The organism is Luteimonas sp. R10, from assembly GCF_045689605.1.
Lineage (GTDB): Bacteria > Pseudomonadota > Gammaproteobacteria > Xanthomonadales > Xanthomonadaceae > Luteimonas.
The window spans coordinates 700817-724710 of the sequence record NZ_CP141262.1 but is presented as its reverse complement, the minus strand read 5'-3'; the positions used below and the strand labels follow the sequence as shown (position 1 = coordinate 724710).

The 23894-nt window shown below is 71.9% G+C and carries 25 protein-coding genes; 8 read left to right on the top strand and 17 right to left on the bottom strand.

The window, feature by feature from the left end; all coding sequences use genetic code 11:
• Window positions 1–35: 35 nt before the first annotated feature.
• A complete protein-coding gene (locus U3649_RS03165) occupies window positions 36–743 on the top strand; it encodes an aspartate/glutamate racemase family protein (RefSeq protein ID WP_407354531.1) in 708 nt (235 codons plus the stop codon).
• 262 nt (window positions 744–1005) lie between these two features.
• Here the strand turns inward: U3649_RS03165 and U3649_RS03160 are convergent, their stop codons facing one another.
• Both U3649_RS03160 and U3649_RS03155 read right to left on the bottom strand, forming a co-directional pair.
• Complete coding sequence (locus U3649_RS03160) at window positions 1006–1482, bottom strand: DUF2269 family protein (RefSeq protein WP_407353444.1); 477 nt, start codon at window positions 1480–1482, stop codon at window positions 1006–1008.
• Complete coding sequence (locus U3649_RS03155; RefSeq protein WP_407353443.1) at window positions 1463–2752, bottom strand: SDR family oxidoreductase; 1290 nt, start codon at window positions 2750–2752, stop codon at window positions 1463–1465. Before U3649_RS03155 ends, U3649_RS03160 begins: the two co-directional genes overlap by 20 nt.
• A gap of 12 nt (window positions 2753–2764) precedes the next feature.
• Between U3649_RS03155 and U3649_RS03150 the strand changes: the two genes are divergently transcribed.
• On the top strand, window positions 2765–3334 hold the full coding sequence (locus U3649_RS03150; protein WP_407353442.1) for a hypothetical protein: 570 nt from the start codon (window positions 2765–2767) through the stop codon (window positions 3332–3334).
• Here U3649_RS03150 and U3649_RS03145 read toward each other — a convergent pair.
• The 5 genes from U3649_RS03145 to U3649_RS03125 all read right to left on the bottom strand — a co-directional run bounded on the left by U3649_RS03145 (window position 3222) and on the right by U3649_RS03125 (window position 7544).
• Complete coding sequence (locus tag U3649_RS03145; RefSeq protein WP_407353441.1) at window positions 3222–3749, bottom strand: hypothetical protein; 528 nt, start codon at window positions 3747–3749, stop codon at window positions 3222–3224. The genes U3649_RS03150 and U3649_RS03145 overlap by 113 nt on opposite strands.
• Window positions 3746–5203, bottom strand: coding sequence for an FAD-dependent oxidoreductase (locus U3649_RS03140; protein WP_407353440.1), 1458 nt, complete (start codon window positions 5201–5203; stop codon window positions 3746–3748). The genes U3649_RS03145 and U3649_RS03140 overlap by 4 nt, the downstream gene beginning before the upstream one ends.
• Before the next feature lie 321 nt (window positions 5204–5524).
• Window positions 5525–6019, bottom strand: a complete 495-nt coding sequence (locus tag U3649_RS03135; RefSeq protein WP_407353439.1) for an arsinothricin resistance N-acetyltransferase ArsN1 family B — start codon at window positions 6017–6019, stop codon at window positions 5525–5527.
• Between the two features lie 113 nt (window positions 6020–6132).
• On the bottom strand, window positions 6133–6777 hold the full coding sequence (locus U3649_RS03130) for a hypothetical protein (protein ID WP_407353438.1): 645 nt from the start codon (window positions 6775–6777) through the stop codon (window positions 6133–6135).
• A 293-nt stretch (window positions 6778–7070) separates the two neighbouring features.
• Window positions 7071–7544, bottom strand: a complete 474-nt coding sequence (locus U3649_RS03125; protein ID WP_407353437.1) for an Lrp/AsnC family transcriptional regulator — start codon at window positions 7542–7544, stop codon at window positions 7071–7073.
• A gap of 132 nt (window positions 7545–7676) precedes the next feature.
• Between U3649_RS03125 and phhA the strand changes: the two genes are divergently transcribed.
• Together phhA and U3649_RS03115 are read left to right on the top strand one after the other, a co-directional pair.
• Complete coding sequence (gene phhA / locus U3649_RS03120) at window positions 7677–8567, top strand: phenylalanine 4-monooxygenase (protein ID WP_407353436.1); 891 nt, start codon at window positions 7677–7679, stop codon at window positions 8565–8567.
• A gap of 123 nt (window positions 8568–8690) precedes the next feature.
• Window positions 8691–10802 carry a TonB-dependent receptor family protein gene (locus U3649_RS03115; protein ID WP_407353435.1) on the top strand — a complete coding sequence of 704 codons (2112 nt, stop codon included), beginning with the start codon at window positions 8691–8693 and terminating at the stop codon, window positions 10800–10802.
• 313 nt (window positions 10803–11115) lie between these two features.
• Here the strand turns inward: U3649_RS03115 and U3649_RS03110 are convergent, their stop codons facing one another.
• From U3649_RS03110 to U3649_RS03100, 3 genes are all read right to left on the bottom strand, one after another.
• Complete coding sequence (locus U3649_RS03110) at window positions 11116–11808, bottom strand: helix-turn-helix transcriptional regulator (RefSeq protein ID WP_407353434.1); 693 nt, start codon at window positions 11806–11808, stop codon at window positions 11116–11118.
• A gap of 58 nt (window positions 11809–11866) precedes the next feature.
• Window positions 11867–12553, bottom strand: a complete 687-nt coding sequence (locus tag U3649_RS03105) for an NIPSNAP family protein (protein ID WP_407353433.1) — start codon at window positions 12551–12553, stop codon at window positions 11867–11869.
• 85 nt (window positions 12554–12638) lie between these two features.
• Entirely contained in the window at window positions 12639–13127 is a 489-nt protein-coding gene (locus U3649_RS03100; RefSeq protein ID WP_407353432.1) for a hypothetical protein, read from the bottom strand.
• 312 nt (window positions 13128–13439) lie between these two features.
• Between U3649_RS03100 and U3649_RS03095 the strand changes: the two genes are divergently transcribed.
• Window positions 13440–14546, top strand: a complete 1107-nt coding sequence (locus U3649_RS03095; RefSeq protein ID WP_407353431.1) for a sensor histidine kinase — start codon at window positions 13440–13442, stop codon at window positions 14544–14546.
• The gene (locus tag U3649_RS03090; RefSeq protein ID WP_407353430.1) at window positions 14543–15190 is read left to right on the top strand and encodes a response regulator; all 648 of its coding nucleotides are present in this window, start codon (window positions 14543–14545) and stop codon (window positions 15188–15190) included. The genes U3649_RS03095 and U3649_RS03090 overlap by 4 nt, the downstream gene beginning before the upstream one ends.
• Window positions 15191–15208: 18 nt before the next feature.
• Here the strand turns inward: U3649_RS03090 and U3649_RS03085 are convergent, their stop codons facing one another.
• A complete protein-coding gene (locus tag U3649_RS03085; protein ID WP_407353429.1) occupies window positions 15209–15448 on the bottom strand; it encodes a peptidase in 240 nt (79 codons plus the stop codon).
• 124 nt (window positions 15449–15572) lie between these two features.
• Here U3649_RS03085 and U3649_RS03080 point away from each other — a divergent pair, with 124 nt between their 5' ends.
• Complete coding sequence (locus U3649_RS03080; protein WP_407353428.1) at window positions 15573–16304, top strand: 2OG-Fe(II) oxygenase; 732 nt, start codon at window positions 15573–15575, stop codon at window positions 16302–16304.
• 112 nt (window positions 16305–16416) lie between these two features.
• Here U3649_RS03080 and U3649_RS03075 read toward each other — a convergent pair whose 3' ends face one another.
• The 3 genes from U3649_RS03075 to U3649_RS03065 all read right to left on the bottom strand — a co-directional run bounded on the left by U3649_RS03075 (window position 16417) and on the right by U3649_RS03065 (window position 18977).
• A complete protein-coding gene (locus U3649_RS03075) occupies window positions 16417–16857 on the bottom strand; it encodes a response regulator (RefSeq protein ID WP_407353427.1) in 441 nt (146 codons plus the stop codon).
• The gene (locus U3649_RS03070) at window positions 16854–17630 is read right to left on the bottom strand and encodes a sensor histidine kinase (RefSeq protein ID WP_407353426.1); all 777 of its coding nucleotides are present in this window, start codon (window positions 17628–17630) and stop codon (window positions 16854–16856) included. The genes U3649_RS03075 and U3649_RS03070 overlap by 4 nt, the downstream gene beginning before the upstream one ends.
• Before the next feature lie 219 nt (window positions 17631–17849).
• Window positions 17850–18977, bottom strand: coding sequence for a PA0069 family radical SAM protein (locus U3649_RS03065; RefSeq protein ID WP_407353425.1), 1128 nt, complete (start codon window positions 18975–18977; stop codon window positions 17850–17852).
• Window positions 18978–19570: 593 nt separating this feature from the next.
• Here U3649_RS03065 and U3649_RS03060 point away from each other — a divergent pair.
• The gene (locus tag U3649_RS03060; RefSeq protein ID WP_407353424.1) at window positions 19571–20902 is read left to right on the top strand and encodes a sigma 54-interacting transcriptional regulator; all 1332 of its coding nucleotides are present in this window, start codon (window positions 19571–19573) and stop codon (window positions 20900–20902) included.
• 22 nt (window positions 20903–20924) lie between these two features.
• Here the strand turns inward: U3649_RS03060 and U3649_RS03055 are convergent, their stop codons facing one another.
• From U3649_RS03055 to U3649_RS03045, 3 genes are read right to left on the bottom strand one after another with little or no spacing between them, the layout of a single operon-like run.
• Window positions 20925–22280, bottom strand: a complete 1356-nt coding sequence (locus U3649_RS03055; RefSeq protein WP_407353423.1) for a hypothetical protein — start codon at window positions 22278–22280, stop codon at window positions 20925–20927.
• A gap of 34 nt (window positions 22281–22314) precedes the next feature.
• Window positions 22315–23103 carry a hypothetical protein gene (locus tag U3649_RS03050; protein ID WP_407353422.1) on the bottom strand — a complete coding sequence of 263 codons (789 nt, stop codon included), beginning with the start codon at window positions 23101–23103 and terminating at the stop codon, window positions 22315–22317.
• Window positions 23104–23115: 12 nt separating this feature from the next.
• On the bottom strand, window positions 23116–23817 hold the full coding sequence (locus tag U3649_RS03045; RefSeq protein ID WP_407353421.1) for a C39 family peptidase: 702 nt from the start codon (window positions 23815–23817) through the stop codon (window positions 23116–23118).
• Window positions 23818–23894 lie beyond the last annotated feature (77 nt).

Below are 23894 nucleotides of genomic sequence, written 5' to 3'. Positions count from 1 at the left end.
TCCACCCGGTATCCGCCGATACCTATACTGCCCGCATGGAAACCCTCGGCCTGCTCGGCGGCATGAGCTGGGAATCGACCGCCCTCTATTACCGCCTGGTCAACGAGGCGGTGCGCGAGCGCCTGGGCGGGCTGCACTCGGCGCGGCTGCTGCTGTACAGCGTCGACTTCGCCGGGATCGAGCGCCTGCAGCACGCCGGCGACTGGGACGGCGCCGGACGCGTGCTCGGCGCGGCGGCGCGCGCGCTGCGCGACGGCGGCGCCGAGCGGCTGGTGCTGTGCACCAACACCATGCACAAGGTCGCCGACGCGGTCGAGGCCGCTGCCGGCCTGCCGCTGCTGCATATCGCCGATCCCACCGGAGCGGCGATCCGCGCCGCCGGCTTCACCCGCGTCGGCCTGCTGGCCACGCGCTTCACGATGGAGCAGGCGTTCTATCGCCGGCGCCTGGCCGAGCGCCACGGCCTGGACGTGCGCGTCCCCGATGCCGCCGCGCGCGAACAAGTGCACCGGGTGATCTACGAGGAGCTGTGCCTGGGCGTGGTGCGCGACGCGTCGCGCGAGGCCTACCGGCGGATCATCGCGCGGCTGGTCGACGACGGCGCCGAGTGCATCGTGCTCGGCTGTACCGAGATCTGCCTGCTGGTCGGCGACGGCGATGCCGAGGTGCCGCTGTTCGACACCACCGCCCTGCACGCGCGCGCGGCCGCCCTGGCGTGCATCGGCCGCGGCGACGACGCCTGACCCGCGCCTGCGATCGCCCGTCGTGGGCGGCGGGGAAACGGCGGTCCACCGATACGGCACCAGCAGCACGCCGCCGCAACGCCAGCGCCGCGGCACGCGTACCGGCTTCCGGGGTTCGCGCGGAACCCTCCGTAGAGCGGAGCTTGCTCCGCTGCCTTCGATTCCGGACCGGCACCGGCTCCGGCAGCGATGCAGCCGAGCAAGCTCGGCTCTACGGCGCAGCACCCGCGATTGCGTCTCCCACCGGCAGCGGCACGCCCGCTCAGAGGAACGCCAGCGGCGGCTTGGCCACCATCAGCCAGAACACGACCAGGAACGAGACCAGCGCCGGCACGCCCAGCGCCGCCCAGCAGCCGAGCGTGGCGTCATAGCGGCGCGGCAGCGGCGCGCCCTTGGCCGCGGCGGCGGCGGCGATGTCGCGCAGCCGCATCTGCAGCCAGACCACCGGCAGCCAGCACAGCGCCGCGATCAGGAACAGCACGATCGACCAGTACAGCCACGGGGTGGTCAGCGGCAGGCCCATGCGCCGCGCCAGGTACAGGCCGCTGAGCGGCTGGAACACGATGGTGGTGGCGGTGAACAGCCAGTCGGCGATCACCACGTAGCGCGCCACCACCGCGACCACCCGCGCATCGCGCGTGCGGCTGATGAAGAACAGGTAGAACGCGGTGCCGATGCCGGTGCCGAACAGGAACGCCGACGACAGCACGTGCAGGTACTTAACGATCAGGTAGTCCATCCGGGCGGTCCAGTTCGTGCAGCGCGAGCAGCGCCGCCAGCAGTGGGATGTTCTTCAACACCGGCCCGTAGGGATGCGCCCAGTACTCGGGCAGGTAGGCGGTGATGATCGCGGTGTAGGCCGCAACCAGCAGGATCTGCGCACGGTACGACCACGTGCGCCAGCGCGGGCGCAGCATGGTGATGCCGAGGACCAGGTCGAGGCCGGCGGCACCGTACAGCGCCACCTGCGCCGCCGTGCCGGTGAGGCCGGTGCGGGCCAGCAGCGCCAGGCTGTCGGCGACCGGATAGACGAGCGCCGACACCAGCGCGGTGACGATCCACATCGCCGCCACCGCATAGCGCAGCAGCGGCAGCAGCCAGCGCAGGCGCGCGCCGGTGCCGAGGACGCGGCGCGCGCCGGGATCGACGAAGGCCTCGATGCCGCGCGGCGGCCGCCCCAGCAGCCGCGCCGCCGGGCGAGCGTCGGCGACGTTGCCGGCCTCGAGCATGCGCAGCGACTCCGGGGTCGCCAGGCTGCCGGGCAGGTGCGCCAGCAGCACCGCCGAGGCGCGCGCCAGCGCGGCCGGCACCGGCAGGAACCCGCGCGGAAATCCCAGCTTGCGCTTGAACATCGCCAGGTAGTCGCGCAGGGCCACAGGTACCGGGCCGGCCGCGTCGAGCCGTCTCGGCGGGTCCTCGGCTTCGAGCACGCGCAACACCAGCGCGCACAGGTCGTCCAGGTGCAGCGGCTGGATGCGCTGGCCGCCGCCGCCCGGCAGCGGCGTGAGCGGCAGCGCCGCCAGCAGCGCGAACCAGCGCGTGCTGGCGCCTTCGGGCGCGAACACCAGCGACGGCCGGATCACCGTCGCCGTCACCGGCAGCGCGGCGAGCGCGGCATCGGCGCGGCCCTTGGAGGCCAGGTACGCGGTGGCGGCATCGGGCGCAGCGCCAAGCGCGGAGATCTGCACGATCCTGCGCACGCCGGCGTCCGCGGCCGCCTCGAACAACGCCAGCGGCCCTTTCACGTGGAGCGCATCGAAGCTCTGACTATCCTGCTCGCGAAAGATGCCGACGACATTGACCACGGCGTCCACGCCGCGCAGCGCGCGCCGCCACTCGGCGGGCGACGGATCGACATAGTCGATCGCGACCGTCTCGGTGCCGGGCCAGCGCTGCCGCAACGATTCGACCCGCCTCCCGCCCGGAATCGCCTCATGTCCCGCCCGCAGCAATCGCTCGACCAACGCCGCGCCGATCAGCCCGCTGGCGCCGCTCACCAGCACGCGCACGGTCGCCCTCCCTTGCGCGCCACCGATCTGCCGGTGCGGGCGCTGGTGTCCGGATCGGTGGCGAGTGCGCTGTCCACGCTCACATTGTCCTGGCTCTGCCATCGCGACGGGGGTGCGCTGGCCAGCGGCACCAATGCCACCAGCCACTGGTTCTGGGGCGAGACCGCGCGCTACCGCGATGCACCGAGCCTGCGGCATACGCTGCTCGGCTATGCGATCCATCATGCCAGCTCGGTGTTCTGGGCCTGCGGCTTCGAGCGCCTGGCCGGCAGGCGCGGGCGACCGGCGCGGATCGCCGCGGCGGCCGGGCTGACCGCGGCGGTGGCCTACGTGGTCGACTACCACGTGGTGCCGCGGCGGCTGACGCCGGGATTCGAACGGCACCTGCCGGCGGGCGGAATGCTCGCCACCTACGCCGCGTTCGCCGTCGGGTTGTGCCTGGGGAGCCGCGCATGCCGGCGGGGACTGGTCAGGGCCGCGCGCCGCGCCGCGCGGCCAGCGCCCCGCGCAGCTCGAGCAGCGCCGGCACCGCGCACAGCAGCGCCGGCGGCACCAGCACGGCCGTCCAGATCGCCGGACTGAGCGGCGGCTGCCGGACCGCCAGCGCCCAGCCGGTCGCGGGCGCCGACTCCCAGGTCGCCGCGATCACCAGGCCGAGGGCGGTCGGCGGCGCCATGTCGAGCACGCTGTGCACGTGCTGCTCGAACGGGCGCAGGTCGCGCCGGCCGTACGCGCGCCGGGTATCGGCGTATCCGGCGACCGCGTGCAACGCGACCAGTGCCGCCATCAGCGCCCACACGCTCCAGCCGATGTCCAGCAGCAGGCCGGCCAGGATCGCGAGGGCCAGCAGCCCCAGTTGCAGCAGGTGCATCAGCGATTCCGGCAGGCCCGAGGTGTGCGCCAGGTCGGTGCGGCGATGGCAGGCGAAGTCCAGGGTGCCGGCGAACAGCCACGCCAGATAGCCGGCATAGGCCCAGTCGACCAGCCCGGAGTTCAAGCCCGCTCCCGATCGCCGGCCGCGGCCGGGTCGAACGGTGCCAGCGGCCGCACCGCAGGGCCGTTGAGCACCGCTCCGGTCTGCGCGTCGAAGCGCGAGCCGTGGCAGGGACAGTTCCAGGACTTCTCCGTCGCGCTCCAGCGCACCGCGCAGCCCAGGTGGGTGCAGCGCGCGTTGTGCGCGCACAGCGTGCCTTCGCCGGTGCGGTACACCGCGACCCGGTGCAGGCCGTGGCGAAGCACCGCGCCTTCCCCGGGGGCGAGCTCGTGCAGCGAGTGGATGTCGCCGCCGCCAATCCAGTCGGCGTACTGCGCGGCGACGTTGGCGTTCTCGCGCAGCCATTCGCCGATGCCGCGGAACATCTTGCGCTTCGGGTCGTACAGCGCCGTCCACGGATTGGAGCGGTCGGCGATGAGATCGGCGAGCAGCAGCCCGGCCAGGGTGCCGTGGGTGACGCCGTTGCCGGAGTCGCCGGTGACGATGTAGACGTTGTCCTCGCCTCCCGGATCGCGGCCGATGAAGGCGAGGCCGTCGTTCGGCTCGATGATCTGCCCGGACCAGTCGTGGGTGAACCCGGTGACCGCCGGGAACATCGCGCGGGTCCAGTCCTGCAGGCGGACGTAGGCGGTAGGGTCCTCGTCCTGCCCGGTCTTGTGGTCCTCGCCGCCGACGATCAGCAGCGCCTCGCCGTCGCCATCGCGCCCCGGCAGCAGGCGCACGTAGTGGTAGGGATCGCCGTCGTCCCACAGCAGCGCGTCCGGCACGGCGCCGGCCGGCACCCTGCCCGCCACCACGTAGCTGCGGTACGCGGCCTGCTTGGTGTGGATCGCCACCGTCTCGTGGAACGGCACGTTGGTGGCGACCACGATCGCGCCCGCCGACAGCGTCCCGCCGTCCTTCAGCCGCGCGACCGGCCGCGTGCCGCCTTCGACCCGCGCCACCTCGGCGCGGAAGAAGCGCACGCCGAGCTCCCGCGCGGCGTCGACCAGCGCACGCAGATACGCGTCCATCTCGATCCGCGCCTGGCGCGCGAAGCGCAACGCCGGCCGCAACGCCGGCACGCCCGGCACGCCGTCCTCCAGGTACTCGACCTCCAGCCCGGCCGCGCGCGCAGCGTCCAGTTCGCGGCGCAGGCGGCGGTCGTCGCCGTCGTGCGGGAACAGGTAGCCGGGGACGCGGCGAAAGCCGCAGCCGCCCTCGCGACCGCCGACGAACGCCTCGATCCAGTCGATCGCCGCGGCATGGCTTTCGGCCGCCAGCCGCGCGCCGTCCTCGCCGTGCCAGCGCGCCAGGTGGTAGAAGCGGTCGTCCAGCGCCGAGGCCAGGTGCGCGGTCGTGCGCAGGGTCTCGCCGGCACCGGGACCCTCGCGATCGACCACGGCCACCTTGCGCCCGTCCTGCGCCAGGCGCAGCGCGGTCACCGCGCCGGCGACGCCGGCGCCGACGACGAGCACGTCGGGCGCAACTCCGCCGGGTGGGGTTTCGAGACGTTCATCCGTTCCCTGGAGCGGCTCCCACACCGGATGTGTACGCGCACTGCCCATGTCGTCGGCCCGTTCTGCGATGGCTGCGCCGGGCGCCTGCGCCGCGGACGCGGAATGGCGGCGGCGCCGGACTCGGTGCAACGACGCGCGCCGAGGCCAGAGTATTCGGACGCATCGTGATCGCGCGGTGATGCGACGCGATCGCAAGCCGGTGACTGCCGGCAGCCGCAGCCGGCGCTTCGTTCCGGCGAGCCGGACCGCTTCGCGGCAGCCGCGGGCGGGGCGGGGCGGTCAAAGCAACCGCTGCCAATACCCGACATCGATCCAGCGATCCTGCTTGAACCCGACCTGCTCGAAATGCCCGACCTTGCGGAACCCGAGCCGTTCGTGCAGCGCGACGCTCGCCGCGTTCGGCAATGCGATGCCGCCGATGGCCGCGCGCATGCCGAGCGCCTTCACCGCGTCGATCAACGCGGCGTACAGGTCGCGGCCGAGCCCGCGGCCGGTGCACCTGGGATCGAGGTAGACGGTAGTCTCGACCGAATAGCGGTACGCACAGCGTCCCTTCCACTTCGACGCATAGGCGTAGCCGGCGATCGCGCCGTCGGCTTCGGCCGCCAGCCAGGGCAACGGGACCTCCAGCGTGTCGGCGACGCGCTGCGCCATCTCCGTCCCGGACACCGGGTCGGTCTCGAAGGTGACGCAGCTGCCGGCGACGTAGTGGTTGTAGATGCGCGCGATCGCGTCGGCATCGCCGGGCACTGCAGGACGGATGACGGGTTGCATCGGATCGGCGGAAGGCGGCACCGAACGTGCCGGTGCCTATTGAACCCGATGCCGCGCCACACGGCGATGCTCCGTGGAAAGGCCGTCGGCCGGCTTCCGGCGCGCGGCCGCTTTCAGCCGTCGAACCGGTACGCGGTGGTGGCCGCCGAGGCACGTGCCTCGAACCGGTCGCGAAATCCGCGCAGCCGCGGACAGGGGCCGAGCGGCAGCACGTCGCGGAACTCCAGGTGGGTCAGCAGGCAGAACAGCGTGACCTCCAGGTAGCTCAGGTCGCGCTCGCCCGGCAGTGCGGCGATCGCCTGCGCCGCGTTGTCCTCCAGCCAGGCCAGGGTGTTGCGCAGGCCGTTCCGCAACTTGGCCTGGTAGCCGTCGTCGGCGGCGGCGCCCGCCAGCCCGGCCATGATCAGCGTCACCTCGGTGGCCATGGCCTGGGCGATCAGTTCCTGGGCGTTGGCGGCGAGCGGCTGGTCCAGGTCCTCCGGCCAGGCCACGCGCAGCGGCGCGCCCGACTGCCGTACCAGTTGCCGGCTGATGCTGAGCGAGCCGAACCAGGTGCCCCGCGCATCATGGAGGATCGGCAACTTGAGCGCCGGGTTGCCGCCGTAGGCCGCCGCGTCGGTCGCCATGAGGTCCGGCACCACCTCGAACCGGCAGTCCACCCGCATCTCCGCGGCGAAGATGCGCGCCACCCGCGTGAAGTGCGAGCTCGAGCGGCCGACGAGCGTCGGTTTCGCCAGGGTCCCGGATTGCTTCGACATGCCTGTTCCCCTTGAGAAGGATGCTGTTCCGACCGCGTTATACGACGCTGCGAATCGACCGTCGGCGTCCCGCCCGTGCCGCGCCGGAGGAACGAGTGCGGCACCGTTTCCGGAACGGCGGGCGGGCGGCCGCCTGGCGGTCGCGGCGGCATCGGCCGCCAGTCGCGACTTCCGTCGCTCCCACAAGTCGTCGCTTCCACGGAAGTACGGCCAAGGCGACTCGCGCGGCGGCACTCCCGCAAGGATGCCTCACCACTCGTTTCTCTTCCTCTCCACTCGTTCCTCGCCCTTCCCTACGGCGGCAGCGGCAGGCCGCCGAACGCCTTCACCGTGCGCAGCACGAAGCTGGAGTTGACGTCGGCCACGCCGCTGGCGTTGAGCAGGCGATCGAGCAGGAAACGGGAGAAATGTTCCAGGTCCTGCACCATCACGTGCAGCAGATAGTCCATGTCGCCGGTGAGGGCGTGGCAGGCGACCACCTCGTCCCAGCTGTGCACGGCGGCGGTGAAGCGGTCGACGTGCTCGGCGTCGTGCTTTTCCAGCTGCACGCGGACGAAGGCCTGCAGGCCCAGGCCGACGTGCTCGGGATCGACCTCGGCACGATAACCGGCGATCACGCCGCTGCGCTCGAGCCGCTGCACCCGCCGCAGGCAGGCCGACGCCGAGAGATGGACGCGCTCGGCCAGCTCGGCGTTGGTGAGGCGGCCGCCGCGCTGCAACTCGGCCAGCAGCTGCAGGTCCGTGCGGTCCAGATCGATGGCCTGCATGTTCTTGCCGCTCCTGCGCGATTCGACGCAATAATAATGCGCCTCGCCCGGGTTTCTCCGCAACAACGCAATCCCCTTGCGCGGCACCGGCGCTACAGTCGGAATTCGCCCAGGCAGCCTTGGAGCCCCGCCATGAACACCCAGCCGCGCCGCGTCGAGAACCTGCACACCGACAAGGGCAAGGTGCCGGTGTACGCCACCGGCATCGTCGAGCAGCCCTGGGACGACTACAGCGACGACGACCACGCCACCTGGTCGACGCTGTACGCGCGCCAGCGCGAGATCCTGCCGGGGCGCGCCTGCGACGAGTTCCTGGCCGCGCAGGACGCGATGGGCATGTCGGCCGACCGCATCCCGAAGTTCTCCGAGCTCAACCAGGTGCTGTCGGCCGCCACCGGCTGGACGCTGATGGGCGTGGAGGGGCTGCTGCCGGAACTGGATTTCTTCGACCACCTGGCCAACCGCCGCTTTCCGGTGACCTGGTGGATCCGCAAGCCGGAACAGATCGACTACATCGAGGAGCCGGACCTGTTCCACGACCTGTTCGGCCACGTGCCGCTGCTGATGAACCCGGTGTTCGCCGACTACATGGAGGCCTACGGCAAGGGCGGGGTGAAGGCGCACGGCATCGGAGCCGACGCGCTGCAGCACCTGACCCGGCTGTACTGGTACACGGTGGAGTTCGGCCTGATCAAGCAGGCCGACGGACTGCGCATCTACGGCAGCGGCATCGTCTCCTCGAAGGGCGAGTCGATCCATGCGCTGGACAGCGCCGCGCCCAACCGCATCGGCTTCGACCTCGAGCGGATCATGCGCACCCGCTATCGCATCGACAGCTACCAGAAGACCTACTTCGTCATCGACAGCTTCGAGCAGCTGATGCAGGCGACGCAGCCGGATTTCACCCCGATCTACGCGCGGCTGGCACGGCAGGCGTCGCTGCCGGCCGGCGAAGTGCTGGAGACCGACCGCGTGTACCAGCGCGGCACCGGGGAAGGCTGGCCGACGGACGAGGACGTCTGACGGCGGCGGATGCTCGCCGTCGCCGGCCGGCAATGCACCGGCGCGACAGTGCGACGATCGTGACGGAACGCGCGCATCGTTGCGTGCACACTCCCGGCTCCGTCGCTGATCCTTAGGTCCCGGATGCTGAGTTTCTGCCTGGCCTGCGTACTGGCCCCCGCCGCTGCCGCACCGAATCCCGACGACGCCCCCGCTTACACCCTGGACCGGGTGGTGGTGGAGGCCGCGCGCCTGCGCGGCGTCGATGCGTTCGACATGCCGGCCTCCACGGCGACGATCTTCCTCGGCGGCGAGCGCAACCGCGCCGATGCCGACGTCTCCGAGGTGCTGCGCGGCGTGCCCGGGCTGTTGGCCCGCGACCGCCGCAACCTGGCGCAGGACACGCAGCTGTCGATCCGCGGCTTCGGCGCGCGCTCGACCTTCGGCGTGCGCGGCGTGCGGCTGTATGCCGACGGCATCCCGGCGTCGATGCCGGACGGCCAGGGCCAGCTGTCGCATTTCAGCCTGGCCGGCGGCGACCGCATCGAGGTGATCCGCGGGCCGTTCTCGGCGCTGCACGGCAACTCGTCTGGCGGCGTGGTGCAGATCCACAGCGCCGACGGCAAGGCCGGCGATCCGTGGCGCGCACGCGCGACCGTCGGCCGCGACGCGACGTATTCGGCCGCCGCGCAGCTGCTCGGCGGCGGCGGGCGGGTCGGCTACAACCTGGCGCTGTCGCGCTACGACACCGACGGCTGGCGCGACCACAGCGCCGCGCGCCGCGACACCGCCAACCTCAAGATCGGCGTCGACCTCGGCCAGCGCCGGCGCCTGGACCTGGTGCTCAACCATGTCGACGTGCCGGAAGCGCGCGATCCGCTGGGGCTGACGGCGGAGCAGATGCGCGCCGATCCGCGCCAGGCGGTCGCCAACGCGTTCCTCTTCGACGCCCGCAAGACGGTGCGCCAGCACCAGGCCGGCATGACCTACGAACACGGCTTCGGCGCGGCGCAGACGCTGCGGCTGATGGCCTACGGCGGCAGCCGCGAGGTGATGCAGGTGCTGCCGATCCCGGACTTCGCCCAGGGCAATCCGCTGAGCTCGGGCGGGGTGATCGACCTGGACAACCGCTACGACGGCCTCGACGCGCGCTGGTCGTGGCAGGGCGCCGTCGCCGGGCGCCCCCTCGAGTTCACCGTCGGCGGCAACCTCGACCGCCAGCGCCAGCACCGCCGCGGCTTCGAGAACTTCGTCGGCGAGACGCTCGGCGTGCGCGGCGCGCTGCGCCGCGACGAACGCAACGCCGTGGAGAACACCGACGCCTATGCGCAGGCGTGGTGGCGCTTCGCCGAGCGCTGGTCGCTGCTGCTGGGGGCGCGCCACAGCGAGGTGGAATTCGAATCGCGCGACCGCTACGTCACCGACGCCAATCCCGACGACAGCGGCCGCGTGCGTTTCCGCCACACCGCGCCGGTGGCGGGCCTGACGTTCGCGCCGCAGGCGGACTGGCGCGTGTACCTGTCGGCCGGCCGCGGCTTCGAGACCCCGACCTTCAACGAGATGTCCTACCGCGCCGACGGCGGTGCCGGCCTCGCGTTCGGGCTTCGCCCGGCGGTCAGCGACAACGTCGAGCTCGGCGTGAAATGGCGCGATGCGCGCGGCGCGACCTGGGAGGCGGCGCTGTTCCGAGCCGACACCGACGACGAGCTGGCGGTCGCGCGCAACGTCGCCGGCCGCAGCAGCTTCCGCAACGTCGGCCGCGCGCGGCGGCAGGGATTCGAGACCGCCTTCGCCACGCCGCTGGGCGAGGCCTGGGACCTGCGGCTGGCGTACACGCTGTTGGACGCGACCTTCCGCGACGCCTACCTGATCTGCCAGGGCGCCGGCTGCACCGTGCCGGAGACCTCGGTGCCGGCCGGCGCGTCCATCCCCGGCGTGCCGGAACGGCAGCTGTTCGCGCGCCTGCAGTGGCGCGGCACGGCCTGGAGCGCGGCGGTCGAGGGCGAGGCGGTCGACGAGGTGCCGGTGAACGACCTGGACAGCGAATCGGCCGCCGGCTACGGCCTGCTGCACCTGGAGGCCGCGCGCCGCTGGCGCACCCGCAGCGGCGAGCTGCGCACCTTCGCCCGCATCGACAACCTGCTCGACCGCGCCTACGTCGGTTCGGTGATCGTCAACGAGGGCAACGGCCGCTTCTACGAACCCGGCGCCGGCCGCGGCTGGCTGCTGGGCGCGGAGTGGACCTGGGCACGCTGAAGCGCGCCAGGCAGCCATTTCCGCCGCGGTGAGAACCGTACCGTCGCCACGGGTTCCGTCAATGAATAGCCGCGCCATGCAGCCACTTCCGCCGCGGTGAGAAACGGCCCGTCGCCACGGGTTTCGTCAATGAATAGCCGCGCCCAGCAGCCATTTCCGCTGCTGCGAAACCAAGCCGTCAGGCTCATCAACAAATACCCGCTTCAAGCCAAGCGATAGTCAGCCCACCGCGAACGCCCCTGCTACCGATCGACTCCGCCCATGGCGACGGGCCTGAGCTCTATCACCCCGGAGAAGGCAGCCTGGCGCAACCTCAAATCCAACCATCGCTGCCGACCGCGCGCAGGTAGGCCTGCAGACCGCGCTCGGCACTGTCGTCGAACCGCTCCCCGGTCCCGTCGAACGCGTCCATCCGGTCCGGACGGAAGTTGCGGAACCCGGCGCGCAGCCGGCACCAGGCGCCGAGCGTCCAGCTGCCGCCCCAGAACGCCAGGCACAACGGCTCGATTTCGCGTTCGCTGTCGCGGCCGTCGCCGTCGCAGTAGCGGATCGCCAGCACCTGCCGCGCCTCGATCGCGGCGTGCAGGCGGTCGATGACGCCGCTGGCCTCGATCCGGTCGCCGCGCGCGGGGGCGTAGATGCGGGTGCGCTGCGCGCGCGCCTGCAGCGCCGGCGGCAGCACCGCCTCGATCTTGAGCAGCGCGGCGCGTGCCGCGGCCGCCAGGCGCGGACCGCCGAACGCGCGCACGAAGCGCGTGCCGGTCACCAGCGCCTCGAGCTCGTCGCCGTCGAACATCAGCGGCGGGATGTCCGCGCCCTTGCGCAGGACGTAGCCGACGCCGGCCTCGCCCTCGATCGGCACGCCCGACAGCTGCAGGTCGACGATGTCGCGGTAGACCGTGCGGACCGACACCCCGAGGGTGGCGGACAGCTGGTGCGCCGGCAAGGCGGAACGGCGGCCACGCAGCGCATGGATGATCAGGAACAGGCGGTCGGCGCGGCGCATCGGTGCATCATTGCGCAGGGCCGTGGCGGCGGCCAGCCACCGGCAGGGCGGCGGCGGCCTACCACGGCGAGCCCGTGGTCGGCCGCAGGCGCATGACCTCGTGTTCGCGCGGCCGCTGCGGCGGTGCGTCCGCCTGCCACGCCGCGCGCATGGCGTCGTCCCACACCGGCACGCGGGCGAACCAGGCGAACACGTGCTCGCCCTCGCGCACGGGCAGGGCGGGAAAATCGTTCGGCGCGTACTCGCTGGCGAAGCCGCCCAGCAGCGCCGCGCCGGCGGCCGCGAACCGCGGCCACAGCCGCCGCCGGAAATGCAGCGGCACCGCCGGGTCGAGCGGGGCGTCGAAACGGGATATCGCGCCGATCACCTCCGCGCCCGCGGCCGTCTCCGCACCGGTCGCGCCCAAGTCGGCCGGATCGAGGACCGGCCGCAGCAGCAGCACGTCGTCCGAATCGATCATGGTCGCGTTCGCCGCGTCGCGATGGCGGCGCCACGCCGGACCGCCGTAGAAGCCGGCCAGCGCCTGCCGCCGCGCCTCCATGCCGGGAAAGCCGCGCAGCCACACGAAGCGGTCGGCCACGTCGAGGTCGCGGAAACGGCCGAGCAGGCGCATGCCGCAGGCTTCCTGCGGCGCCACCAGCTCGCGCTCGAACAGGTCGATCAGCGCCTCGCGGCAGCTCGGATGCAGGGCATAGCGGCGCAGCTCGACCACCGCCGGCAACGCCGCCACGTCGCGCCCGCTCATGGCCGCCGCTCCGTGGCCGCAGGCCATCGACGCCCGCCGCATCCGGCGCGGGCGCCACGGCAACCGCGGACCTGCCGCCGGCGCCTCATGCCGGCAACCGCGTGAAGTACATGTGCCAATTGGTCTCCCAGCTGACGCCACCGTCGGTGGACAGGCCCTGCTGCCAGTGCGCGCCGTCGGCGGTGATGTCGTCCCAGATGAAGCGCGCCAGCACGGTGCGGCCCTGGTGCCGGTCCAGTCCGTAGAAGCGGCCGACGCCGTGCTCGAAGCCGCCGACGACCGGCGCCTCGAGGATGCCGTCGCGGTTGCTGGCCCAGTACAGGCTCCATTGCCGTGCCTGCGGATCGAACAGGCGCAAGGTCATGCCAAGCAGGCCGCCGCCCCAGTCGCTGACGAACTCGTCGACGTTGCCCAGGCCGCCCAGCACCGGCCGGCACACCTGCTCGGCGTCGAAGCTGTCCCAGTCCTGGGCGCCGGCCAGGCGCGTCACCAGCCGCTCGTTGTGGATGCGCCAGCGGCCGTGCAGGAAATCGAAGTCGTGGCGACCGTCGCGGTCGTCGTGCGCTGCTTGCATGGCGTGTTCCTCGTCGATGGCAGGCGCCACCGGCCGGTGGGCGGGCATGGCGTCCGCCGCAACGGATGCGCCCGGGGCGGTCCCGTGGAGGCGCCGGTCGCGCTGCGGTGGGAGCAGCCTGCGCCGGGCCTGCTGACAGCATGGTGTCAGCAGGCGAGGACGCGATGCGAGCAGGCCTCCCTGCCTGACGCAGCGATTCGCAGTGCCGCAGCCGCGGCGCCTTGCCGTCGTGTCTGCGCTCCCCACCTGCCGGAAGTCACCTTCTGCGCCGCGGCCATTGCCCCCGCGCCCGCATCGACGCAGCATGGCCGCATGCACACGACGCTGCGCAAGCTGCTGATGCCGCTCAACCTCGCCGGGCTGTGCACGATCGGCGCGGTGGCGCTGTCGCTGCGCTGGATCGCCCCGGACGTCGCCGCGTACGGCTGGGCCACGCTGGCGGCGTTCGTGCTGGCGTTCGCGCTGCACGACATCGAGCGCGTCCGCGATTCCAAGGCGGGCGACGCGCTGCTGGTGGCGATGCCGCTGCTCGCGCTGCTGCTGGTGTGGCTGACGCCGCGCGGCGGCACCGCGCCGGTGCTGCTGGTGGTCTGGACCGCGGCGATGGCGATGGTCTGGCCGCTACGCCGGACGCTGACCGCGGCGCTCGCGGCGGACGTGGCCATGTACCTGATCCTGGCGCGGCAGGACCACTTCTCACCGCTGGTCATCACCCTGATGTACGTCGGCTTCCAGGGCTTCGCCACGCTGATCGCGCATTACGCCACCAGCGCCGAGCGCTCGCGCGATGCGCTCTCGCTGGTCAACGCCGACCTGCTGGCCACGCGCGCATTGCTGGCCGACAGCGCCCGCGACGGCGAACGGGTGCGGGTGGCGCGCGAGCTGCACGACGTGGTCGGCCACAAGCTCACCGCGATGACGCTCAACCTGCGCGCGCTCGGCAACGACCCGGCGCTGGCCGGCCGCCAGGAACTGCGCATCGCCCAGCGCATGTCGCAGGAGTTGCTGGGCGACATCCGCGGCGTGGTGCAGTCGCTGCGCGACAGCTGCGGCCTGGACCTGGCCACCGCGCTGCATGCGCTGGCGGCGCCGCTGCCGCGTCCGCGACTGCACCTGGAGATCGCCGACGACGTGCACGTCACCGACCCGGCGCTGGCCGAAACCGTGCTGCGGATCGTGCAGGAGGCGCTGACCAACAGCGCCCGCCATGCCGATGCCGACACCGTCCGCGTGGCGTTGTCGATGCGCGACGGCGCGCTGCAGGTGCGGGTGGAGGACGATGGCCGCCTGCGCGGCGCATTGCGCGAGGGCAACGGCCTGGCCGGCATGCGCGAGCGGGTCGCCGCGCTCGACGGCTCGCTAGTGTTCGCCGCCAGTCCGCGCGGCGCGCTGCGCATCGATGCGAGCCTGCCGGCATGAGCGAAGGCGTGGCGCCGCCACTGCGCATCGCGCTCGCCGACGACCAGGCGCTGGTCCGCGCCGGCCTGCGCGCGCTGCTGGAACAGCAGGGCCTCGAGATCGCGTTCGAGGCCGGGGACGGCGAAAGCCTGCTGGCGCAGCTGGCGCGGACGCCGGTCGACGTGATCCTCAGCGACGTCCGCATGCCCGGCGTCGACGGCGTCGACGCGCTGGCCGCGCTGCGGGCGCGCGGCGACGCCACCCCGGTGCTGCTGCTGACCACCTTCGACGAGGCCGACCTGCCGCTGCGCGCACGCGACGCCGGCGCCCAGGGTTTCCTGCTCAAGGACGCCGCGCCGGAGGACCTGCGCGACGCGATCGAGCGCCTGGCGGCGGGCGAGACCCTGCTGCAGCCGGTCAGCACCGACCCGGTGCGCGCGCGCTACCGCTACCACGACGAGCGTGCGCCGGTGGAGACCTTCAACCCGCGCGAGGTGGCGATCCTGCGGCTGCTGGCCGGCGGCTATTCCAACCGGGAGATCGCGCGCAGCCTGTTCCTGGCCGAAGGCACGGTGAAGAACTACGTTTCGACGATCCTCGACAAGCTCGGTACCCGCGATCGCACCCGCGCCGTGCTCAAGGCGATCACGCTGCGGGTGATCTGAGCCCGCGGTTCTTTGCGGTCATTCCGGCCCGGCGCTCTCCGGATCCTGCGCGCAGTGACGTTCGAACGACGCCTGGTCGGCGGGAAAGCCCTCGGCTGCGGCCAGCTCCCAGGGGCGTTCGCACTGCTGCGTGCGCGCGCACCACGTGTAGCCGGCGGAGGGGATGCAGCCGTGCCCGTCCCGATCCGAACCCGGCAGCGGCATCCCGCCGGGGTCCGACGCCGACGAGGCGCAGGCGGCCAGCAGGAGCGCGGCCACGGCCGGAATCCATCGTCCTTTTCCCTTCATCCGCGCGCTCCGTCCGGCCCAGGCCTGCACTCTACCCGCGCGCCGCGGTTTTTGCCTCGCCCGCGCGGCATGCGAGGATGATGCCCTCCCTCTCGTGAAGGCACCCGTGACCCAGAGCGCCGCCGCCCACGACGATTTCATCGAGGTCACCCCCGGCGTGCTCGACGCCGCGACCTGCGCCGCGATCGTCGAGCGCATGCGCGGCAGCGATGCGCTGCAGCCCGGCCGGATCGGCGGCGGCGTGTTCCCCGAACTCAAGCGCAGCCGCGACCTGTCGCTGGCCGGCAACCCGGCGTGGGCGGACGTGGAACAGGCGCTCAACGTCGCCGTTTACGGCGGCCTGCTGGGCTACCTGCGGCGCTACCCGCAGGCGCTGATCGCGCCGCTCATGCTGCAGCAGCCCGGACCCGACGGCGCCCCGCGGCGGCTGGCAGCGGAGGACCTGGCGGCGATGGACGACCGCCGCCTGGGCGAGCTCGCGCGCACCTGCCTGCGCCCGGGCGCGATCAACCTGCAGTGGTACCGCGACGGCGAGGGCGGCTATCCGTACTGGCATTGCGAGCTGTATCCGCGCGACGCGCCCTGCGAAACCCTGCACCGGCACCTGCTGTGGACGGTCTACCTCAACGACGGCTTCGGCGAAGGCGAGACCGAGTTCCTGTTCCAGCGGCGCAAGGTCGCGCCGCGCACCGGCGACCTGCTGCTGGCGCCGACCGCCTTCACCCACACCCATCGCGGCAACCGTCCGCGCGGCGGCGACAAGTTCATCGCCACCAGCTGGATCCTGTTCCAGCGCGCCGAAAAGCTGTTCGCCGGCGCCACGTAGAGCGGAACTTGCTCCGCTGTTTTCGGCTCCGGAGCCTGCGCAGCCGAGCAAGCTCGGCTCTACGGGTGGCTCCGGAGGCGGCGCAGCGGAGCAAGCTCCGCTCTACGGCGCCTCAGCCGTCCTTGCGCGGCTGGTTGAGCACCAGCCAGTACAGCCCCACCTGCTTGACCGCCCATACGAACTGCTCGAAATCGACCGGCTTGCGGATATAGCTGTTGACGCCCAGCGCGTAGCTGGCCTCGACGTCGAACGGCTCGCTGCTGGTGGTCAACACCACCACCGGCAGGGCCCGGGTGCGGGCGTCGCTGCGGATCGCCTGCAGCACCTCGCGGCCGTCGACCTTCGGCAGGTTGAGGTCGAGCAGGATGATCGAGGGCAGATCGTCGGGGTCGCGGCCGGCATAGGTGCCGCGCGCGAACAGGTAGTCCAGCGCCTCGGCGCCGTCGCGCACCACGGTCAGGGTGTTGGCGATCTTGGCCTCGGCGAAGGCGATGCGGGTCAGTTCGACGTCGTCGGGATTGTCCTCGACCAGCAGGATCTCTTTCTCGTTCACGCTTCGCTCCGCGATGCCGGCGCAGCCGGCAACTCGACATGGAACACGCTGCCCGAGCCGGGCGTCGATTCCGCCCACAGCCGGCCTGCATGTCGCTCGGCGATGCACTGCGCGATCGCCAGTCCGAGCCCGTGCCCGCCGCCCTCTTCCGGTCCGTGCAGGCGCTGGAACGGCTCGAACATCCGTTCAGCATAACGCATGTCGAAGCCGCTGCCCTGGTCGCTGACCGAGATCACGATGTGGCCGTTGCGGTGCTCGCCGCGCACGTCGATCCGCACCCGTTCGCGTTCGCGCGAGAATTTCCAGGCGTTGTGCAACAGGCGCTCGAACAGCTGCTTGAGCTGGCGTTCGTCGCCGAACGCCGCGAGCTGCGGCTGCACCGTCACCTCGGCGGCGCGTTCCGGCTCCGCGTCCTGCAGTTCGGCCGCGCTCCACTCCACCAGCAGCCCGACGTCGACCTGCTCCGGGCGCATCGGTGCCCGCGCGACGTGCGACAGTTGCAACAGGCCTTCGATCAGTTCCTCCATGCGGGCCGCGGCATCGCAGATACGCTCCAGATAGTCGCGCCCGCGGGCATCCATGCCGTCGGCGTGGCCGGCAGCGAGGATCTGCGCGTAGCTGCCGATCGCGCGCAGCGGCGCACGCAGGTCGTGCGAGATGCCGTGCGCCAGGGTTTCCTGCTGCCGGCGCAGCATCTGCAGCGCCCGCTCCGCCTCCCGCAGACGCATGTCGGCGTCGGCGACGTTCTGGTCTGGGCGGAGTTCGGGAGGCATTGCGGCGTCCGGTTGGTGCGGCGCCAGTCTAGCCACGATCCGGTCGCGGCAGCGTGTACTCGGGCTGAATCCCAAAGGACACCCGCTTTCCAATGGCCCCGACCGCGCGCGGAGCAACCAACAATCGATTCTCTCTGCCGTTGTTTCCCATCGCCACGCGCGGCGGCGCGTTCATCGTGGTCGCCGCCGACGGGACTGCCTGGCGAGGGCGAAGCCCTCCTACAGGGGCGGGGTGGATGCCTGGAACAGCTCGCCCTGCGGCGACGGCGGCCGCGGCGGCACGAAGCCCGCGCAGTCGAGCGGCGGCAGGCGTCCGTAGCCGAGCCGGCGATGCGCCCGCGCGAAACGCCCGGCGATCAGCTCGGCGAACGGCCCCTCGCCGCGCATGCGCGTGCCGAAGGCGCTGTCGTAGTCCTTGCCGCCGCGCATCTGCCGGACCAGGCTCATGGCGTGCGCGGCGCGCTCGGGATAGTGCAGGTCGAGCCATTCGCGCCAGAGCTGCTTGAGTTCGTGCGGTAGCCGCAGCAGCACGTGGCCGGCCGCGCCCGCGCCGTGTTCGCGCGCGGCTTCGAGGATCGCCTCCAGCTCGCGGTCGTTGATCATCGGGATCACCGGCGCCACCATCACCCCGACCGGCACGCCGGCATCGGCCAGTCGCCGCAACGCCTGCAACCGGGCATGCGGCGCCGAGGCACGCGGCTCCATCTTTGCCGACAACCGGTTGTCGAGCGTGGTGATCGAGAAGTACACCGTGACCAGCCGCTGCCGCGCCATGGCCGCCAGCAGGTCGAGGTCGCGTAGCACCAGCGCATTCTTGGTGATCAGGCTGGCCGGGTGCCGGCACTCGGCCAGCACTTCCAGCAGTGCCCGGGTGATCCGGTAGCGGCGCTCGATCGGCTGGTAGGCATCGGTGTTGATGCCCAGCGCGATCGGCGAACAGCGATAGGAAGGCTTCGCCAGTTCCGCGCGCAGGCGTTCGGCGGCATTGGTCTTGGCGTACAGCCGGGTCTCGAAATCGAGGCCCGGCGAGAGGTCCAGGTAGGCGTGCGACGGTCGCGCGAAGCAGTAGGCGCAGCCGTGCTCGCAGCCGCGATAGGGATTGACCGACTGGCTGAAGGCGATGTCCGGCGAATCGTTGCGGCTGACGATGCTGCGCGCGCGCTCCTCGGTGACCACCGTGTCCGGGTGCGCGGCCTCGGCCTCGGCAGCCAGTTCCGCCAGACCGTCCCAGCCGTCGTCCTCGGCCCGGGCCACGGTCTTCTCGAAGCGGCCGCTGACGTACGAACCCGATCCCCGCCCCTTGATCGCCGTGGCGGTGGGCATCCGTTGCTTGCGGTTCTCATGCATGTCGGTCAGATTAACGCCGCAGAATCGCAGCCGCTGCGACGCGCGCTAGCCGCTGGCAGATGTTCTCTGCCGTTGTTCCCCTTCGCGACGCGCGGCGGCGCATTCATCGTCGCCGGGCCGAGGGACCTGCCCGGCGCGGTCGGGGCTGATGCCCTCCTGCAAGAGCATCGGTGCCGCGGGCGCCATGGGAGGGGCGAATGCCGGAGCCCCAACTGAACAGGGCGGCCGGCAGGTGGCCGCTGCGCGGCGCTCCCGCCGTTACCGTGAGACACCAGAGCCGAGCCCCGCCCGGGGCGCCGCAGGGGAAATGCATGAGCCTGGTCGTCCAGAACGCCCGCAGGGTTGTCCCCGGCCACACCCGGATCCGGCGGATGCCTCCGCATCGAACCGATGGCGCCGCTGCCAATGCCGATGGCCGCTGACGGCAGCGGCCTGCTTCCGTCGATGCCCGGAACGATGCCCCGGGACCGCGACGGCGCGGCCGCGCGCAGGCGCCCGCACATCTCCCTGTCATCCGCGGCACGGAGACTGACCGCTGCCGCGCGGACGCTGCCTTCGTGCCGCCGCGACCGGCAAACGTAAGGACCATGACGATGGCTGCCCTACCCAAGTTCAACCCGCATTGCGTGATCTGGTTCGGCCGGCCGTCACCGCACGAGCGCGGCATGCTGGCAGCCGCCGGATGGCGGATGCGGATCGCCGATCCCACGCGCGACACCCGCGTCGGCATGCGCGGCGAGGACCACGTGATCGGCCTGGTGGATCTTCGCGGCGGGGACACCTCCGCGTTGGCGGCGCTGGAACGGCTGGTCACCGACCATGCCGACCTGCCCCTGCTCGCGTTGACCTCGGAAGACACGCCGACCGAGGATGCCGGCGTACGCCGGATCCTGAGCGCCTGCGGCGAACGCCTGGTGGCGCCGTTGAACCCGCAGCAGTTCGGCCAGGCGCTGTCGTCCTTCGATGCCGACGGCACGTGCATGGCGGACGCCAGCGGCATGATCGGCCAGAGCGCGCCGATGCTGGAAGTGCACGGCATCCTCCACCGCTACTCGCGGGTCGACCTGCCGGTGTTGATCACCGGCGAGACCGGCACCGGCAAGGAACTGGCGGCGCGCGCGCTGCACGAACGTTCATCGCGCCACCGCGGGCCGTTCGTCGCGGTCAACTGCGGGGCGCTGCCGCCGAGCCTGGTGCAGTCGGAGCTGTTCGGCCACGAGCGCGGCGCCTTCACCGGCGCGAACACGCGCCGGATCGGCCTGTTCGAGTCCGCCGACGGCGGCACCGTGTTCCTCGACGAGATCGGCGACCTGCCGCTGGACGCGCAGACCAACCTGCTGCGGGTGCTGCAGGAAGGCACCCTGGAGCGGATCGGCAACAGCCATTCGCTGCGGGTCGACGTTCGCGTGCTGGCGGCCACCCATGTCGACCTCGAGCGGGCGGTCGCCGCCGGGCGCTTCCGCCAGGACCTGTACTACCGGCTCGACGTGCTGCGCCTGGACATGCCGCCGCTGCGCGACCGCGGCGACGACATCGAGCTTCTGGCACGCCTTTTCCTGGAAACGTTCCGCGAGCACCACGCGGTGACCGCGCGCGGATTCAACGCCGCCGCGCACCGGGCGATGCGCGCGCATCGCTGGCCGGGCAACGTGCGCGAGCTGCTCAACCGGGTGCGGCGCGCGGCGGTGATCGCCGAGCAACCGCTGATCGGCCCCGCCGAGCTGCAGCTCGGCAACGGCAACGGCACCGGCGCGGGGCCGGGCCTGGACCACGCCCGCGGACATGCCGAGCGCGAGGCGGTGCTGTCGGTGCTGCGCGAGACCGGCTTCAACGTCAGCGCCTCCGCACGCCGGCTGCGGGTCTCGCGCGTCACCATGTACCGGTTGTGCCGCAAGCACCGGCTCTCCCTGGCGGAGCTGCGCTGACCCCGCGCGCGGCGGGCCCGGATCACAGCATGTACGGCACCTTGAAGGTCAGGTTGAAGTCCGGCGCATCCGGCGTCAGGCCGATGCCGAGCAGGCCCACCAGCGTGGTGTTGGCGTTGAGCGCGTGGGTCACGCCGAGGTTGAAGGTGGCGGCGTTGGCATCGCTGCCGATCACCTTGATCCAGTCCGCGTTGTCGTAGCGGGTGCGCGCCCGTGCGCTGAGGCGCTCGCTGAGCGAGATGCTCAGGCTGGTGCGCTCGTTGAAGGCGAAGGCGACGCCGGCGCCGAAGTAGAACGCACGGCCCAGCTTCACCTCGCCCGGGTTCACCGTGTCCGGGTTGTTGTCGAGGTCGTCGAAGCTGCCGGCGAACGAATGCACGTAGCCGATGTTGCCGAACAGGATCGCCGGATCGGTGGTCTTGACCGCGGACAGGCCGACGGTGGCCTGCCAGACGCCGTTGCCGGTCGGCTGCTCCTCGGGCACCGCGAAGCGGATGAAGTCGTCCTCGTCGCGCTCGAGCACCTCCCACGGAATGCCGTAGGGCTCGCGTCCGGTGGGCGCGGTGACGCCGACGTTGAGCACCGTTTCCGGCAGGAAGCCGCGCTCGCCGAACAGCTTGTAGTTGGCGCTGGCGCTGATGTCGCCGAGGCCGGCGCCGTCGGTCTGCTCCTGGGCGACGGACGCCGCCGCGCCGCCGGCGCCGCCCTTCTGGTAGACGGTCTTGCGTGCGATATAGGGCACGTCGAGATTCAGCGTCAGGCGCGGATTGAGGCCCCAGCGCGCGGCGAAGTTGTAGTTCAGGGTGTCGGATTCGACGTTCTCGATGGCGATGTTGCCGAGGAAGATCGCATCCAGCGCCAGGAACCCGTTGAGCGTGAGCTGCTTGCGGTCGTAGCGGTTGTAGCTGACGCTGTTCTCCAGGACCAGCCGCTGGTTGAACAGCGCCTGGTTCTGCTGCTTGACGTCGGCGACGCTGCGGGTTTCCTCCTCGCGCGCGCGCCGCGCCTCCTCGGCGCTGCCGGCATAGCCCGCCGGCGGCGGCGCGGAAGGCGCGGCGGATGGCGGCGCGCTCGGCTGGATCGGCGCTGCGGCCGGCGCGGCCGCGACCGACGCGTCCGGCGCCGGCGGGGCCGGTGCGGCCTGGCCGCTGATCCGCGCCTGCAGCGCCTGCATGCGCATGTCGAGTTCGCGCAGGCGCCGTACCTCCTGGGCATAGCTGGCCTTGAGCGCGGACAGCTCCTGCATCAATTCGCCCATCTCCTTGTATTCGGCCGGGCCCGGCGGCGCGCCCGGATCCTGCGCGGCGGCGTTGCCGGCCAGCGCCAGCGCCAGCGCTGTCGCCAGGAATCCCGGTCGTGCGGTCGGTGTCCTTGTCACTTGAAACTCCTGCAGTCGCATCGGGATCATCCGTTCAGAGGCGGCCGCCGAGCCCGCGCGTCAGCGAGATCGCCTGCGCCACGCCCTGGTCGAGCGCGGCGTTGGCCGGCAGGGATTGCCGCACCAGCTCCAGGTGCAGCTGGTTGCTGACCGCCTGGCCGTCGCTGCCCAGGCGGATGCTCTGGCCGAGGCTGCCGGCGCGGATCCACTGCTCGGCGGCGCCGTGGCCGTCGACCTGCAGCAGGATCCGGGCGTCGCCGCCGTCGAAGCCGGCGCTCGCGCTCATGCCCGCGGCGACGGCTTCGGCATGGCGGCCGGCGGCGGCGGCGGCCGCGGCCGCGGCCGGCGCCGTGCCGTCGCGCACGGTCAACGAGGTGACGTTGCCGGCGACGTTGCCGTCGCCCGCGACCTGCACCGACTGCACCATGCCCGAGACATTGGCCAGCCCGGCCGAGTCGACGCTGCGCTGGCCCTGCGCGACCGGCATCGGCGCGTCGCCGGCGGTGATGGTGACGCTGGGCCGGTAGCTGACGGTCGGCGTGCCGCGGCTGAAATCGAAGCCGAAATCGAGCTGGCCCTGCAGGGTCTGCCCGGATGCGGTCTGCCAGGTCGAGACCATCGACACGCCGAACCACAGCACCGCGTCGTTGCCGACGGTGTAGCGGCCGCGCATCACGCCCAGTTCGTTGTCCGGAATCTCGGTCAACCCGCGCGCCGGCCGCGCGTGCCGGCTGTCTGCGGCCGTCTGCGCGAACGCGGGCGCCGCTGCCAGTCCTGCCCCCAGGAGCGGCAGCGCGCACAGCCATCCTCGAGCGATGTTCATTTCGTTTCTCCTTCAGAACAGGTCTGCGTGCGTGAACCCGAAGTCGAGCAGTTCGGCGTCGGTGATCGGCCCCTGCCGCGCGTACAGCGTCTTGGCGCTGGGCCGGGACACCGGTTGCAGCAGCACCGTGTTCCGGTCGAAATCACTGGCGATCACGATAAAAACGGCGCGGGACGGCCACGACTGCATGAACTCGTCCAGGGACACGCTGCGGTTGCCCAGGATCGGGTCGCCGAGCTCGACGCGGTCGCGGTCGACCTGCTTGAGCACCACGAAGTGGCGGAACCCGCCGACATCCATCAGCACCAGCGCCGGGACGCGCAGGCTGCGCAGGCGCGCTTCATCGACCCGGTAGCCGCGGCCGCGCATGCCGAGCGATTCGACATAGCGCTTGATGTCCAGCAGCGAGAAGCCACGCTCGCGCACCAACTCGGGATCGGCCACGCCCATCATGCCGTCGATCACCGTGGCCTCGTCGGCGTCCAGCCGATAGCCGTAGCGCAGGATGGTCGCCAGCGCGGCGGCGCCGCAGCTGTAGTCGGTGTGCTGGCGCACCAGGTGCCGGAAGCGCGCCTCGCGCATGCTTTCCACGGACTTGGTGAACAGGCTGCCATCGGGGAGCACGCCGCTGAAGCGCACCTCGCCGGCCCAGGCGCCGGCGCATGCCGCCGTGGCCGACAAAAGGCAGGCGGCCGCGAGAACCTTCCGCAACATCACGATCTCCGTTCGGTGGAAGGCCCCGTTCCGCGGGGAATGCGGAACGGGGCTTCCTAGGACTCCCGGCCTCAGGG

Bases quoted from the DNA above. Each gene is read 5' to 3' on its own strand.
- U3649_RS03165 (WP_407354531.1), top strand. From the start codon at position 36: ATGGAAACCCTCGGCCTGCTCGGCGGCATGAGCTGGGAATCGACCGCC.
- U3649_RS03160 (WP_407353444.1), bottom strand. From the start codon at position 1,482: ATGGACTACCTGATCGTTAAGTACCTGCACGTGCTGTCGTCGGCGTTC.
- U3649_RS03135 (WP_407353439.1), bottom strand. From the start codon at position 6,019: ATGCAACCCGTCATCCGTCCTGCAGTGCCCGGCGATGCCGACGCGATC.
- U3649_RS03130 (WP_407353438.1), bottom strand. From the start codon at position 6,777: ATGTCGAAGCAATCCGGGACCCTGGCGAAACCGACGCTCGTCGGCCGC.
- U3649_RS03125 (WP_407353437.1), bottom strand. From the start codon at position 7,544: ATGCAGGCCATCGATCTGGACCGCACGGACCTGCAGCTGCTGGCCGAG.
- phhA (WP_407353436.1), top strand. From the start codon at position 7,677: ATGAACACCCAGCCGCGCCGCGTCGAGAACCTGCACACCGACAAGGGC.
- U3649_RS03115 (WP_407353435.1), top strand. From the start codon at position 8,691: ATGCTGAGTTTCTGCCTGGCCTGCGTACTGGCCCCCGCCGCTGCCGCA.
- U3649_RS03110 (WP_407353434.1), bottom strand. From the start codon at position 11,808: ATGCGCCGCGCCGACCGCCTGTTCCTGATCATCCATGCGCTGCGTGGC.
- U3649_RS03105 (WP_407353433.1), bottom strand. From the start codon at position 12,553: ATGAGCGGGCGCGACGTGGCGGCGTTGCCGGCGGTGGTCGAGCTGCGC.
- U3649_RS03100 (WP_407353432.1), bottom strand. From the start codon at position 13,127: ATGCAAGCAGCGCACGACGACCGCGACGGTCGCCACGACTTCGATTTC.
- U3649_RS03095 (WP_407353431.1), top strand. From the start codon at position 13,440: ATGCACACGACGCTGCGCAAGCTGCTGATGCCGCTCAACCTCGCCGGG.
- U3649_RS03090 (WP_407353430.1), top strand. From the start codon at position 14,543: ATGAGCGAAGGCGTGGCGCCGCCACTGCGCATCGCGCTCGCCGACGAC.
- U3649_RS03070 (WP_407353426.1), bottom strand. From the start codon at position 17,630: ATGCCTCCCGAACTCCGCCCAGACCAGAACGTCGCCGACGCCGACATG.
- U3649_RS03065 (WP_407353425.1), bottom strand. From the start codon at position 18,977: ATGCATGAGAACCGCAAGCAACGGATGCCCACCGCCACGGCGATCAAG.
- U3649_RS03060 (WP_407353424.1), top strand. From the start codon at position 19,571: ATGGCTGCCCTACCCAAGTTCAACCCGCATTGCGTGATCTGGTTCGGC.
- U3649_RS03050 (WP_407353422.1), bottom strand. From the start codon at position 23,103: ATGAACATCGCTCGAGGATGGCTGTGCGCGCTGCCGCTCCTGGGGGCA.
- U3649_RS03045 (WP_407353421.1), bottom strand. From the start codon at position 23,817: ATGTTGCGGAAGGTTCTCGCGGCCGCCTGCCTTTTGTCGGCCACGGCG.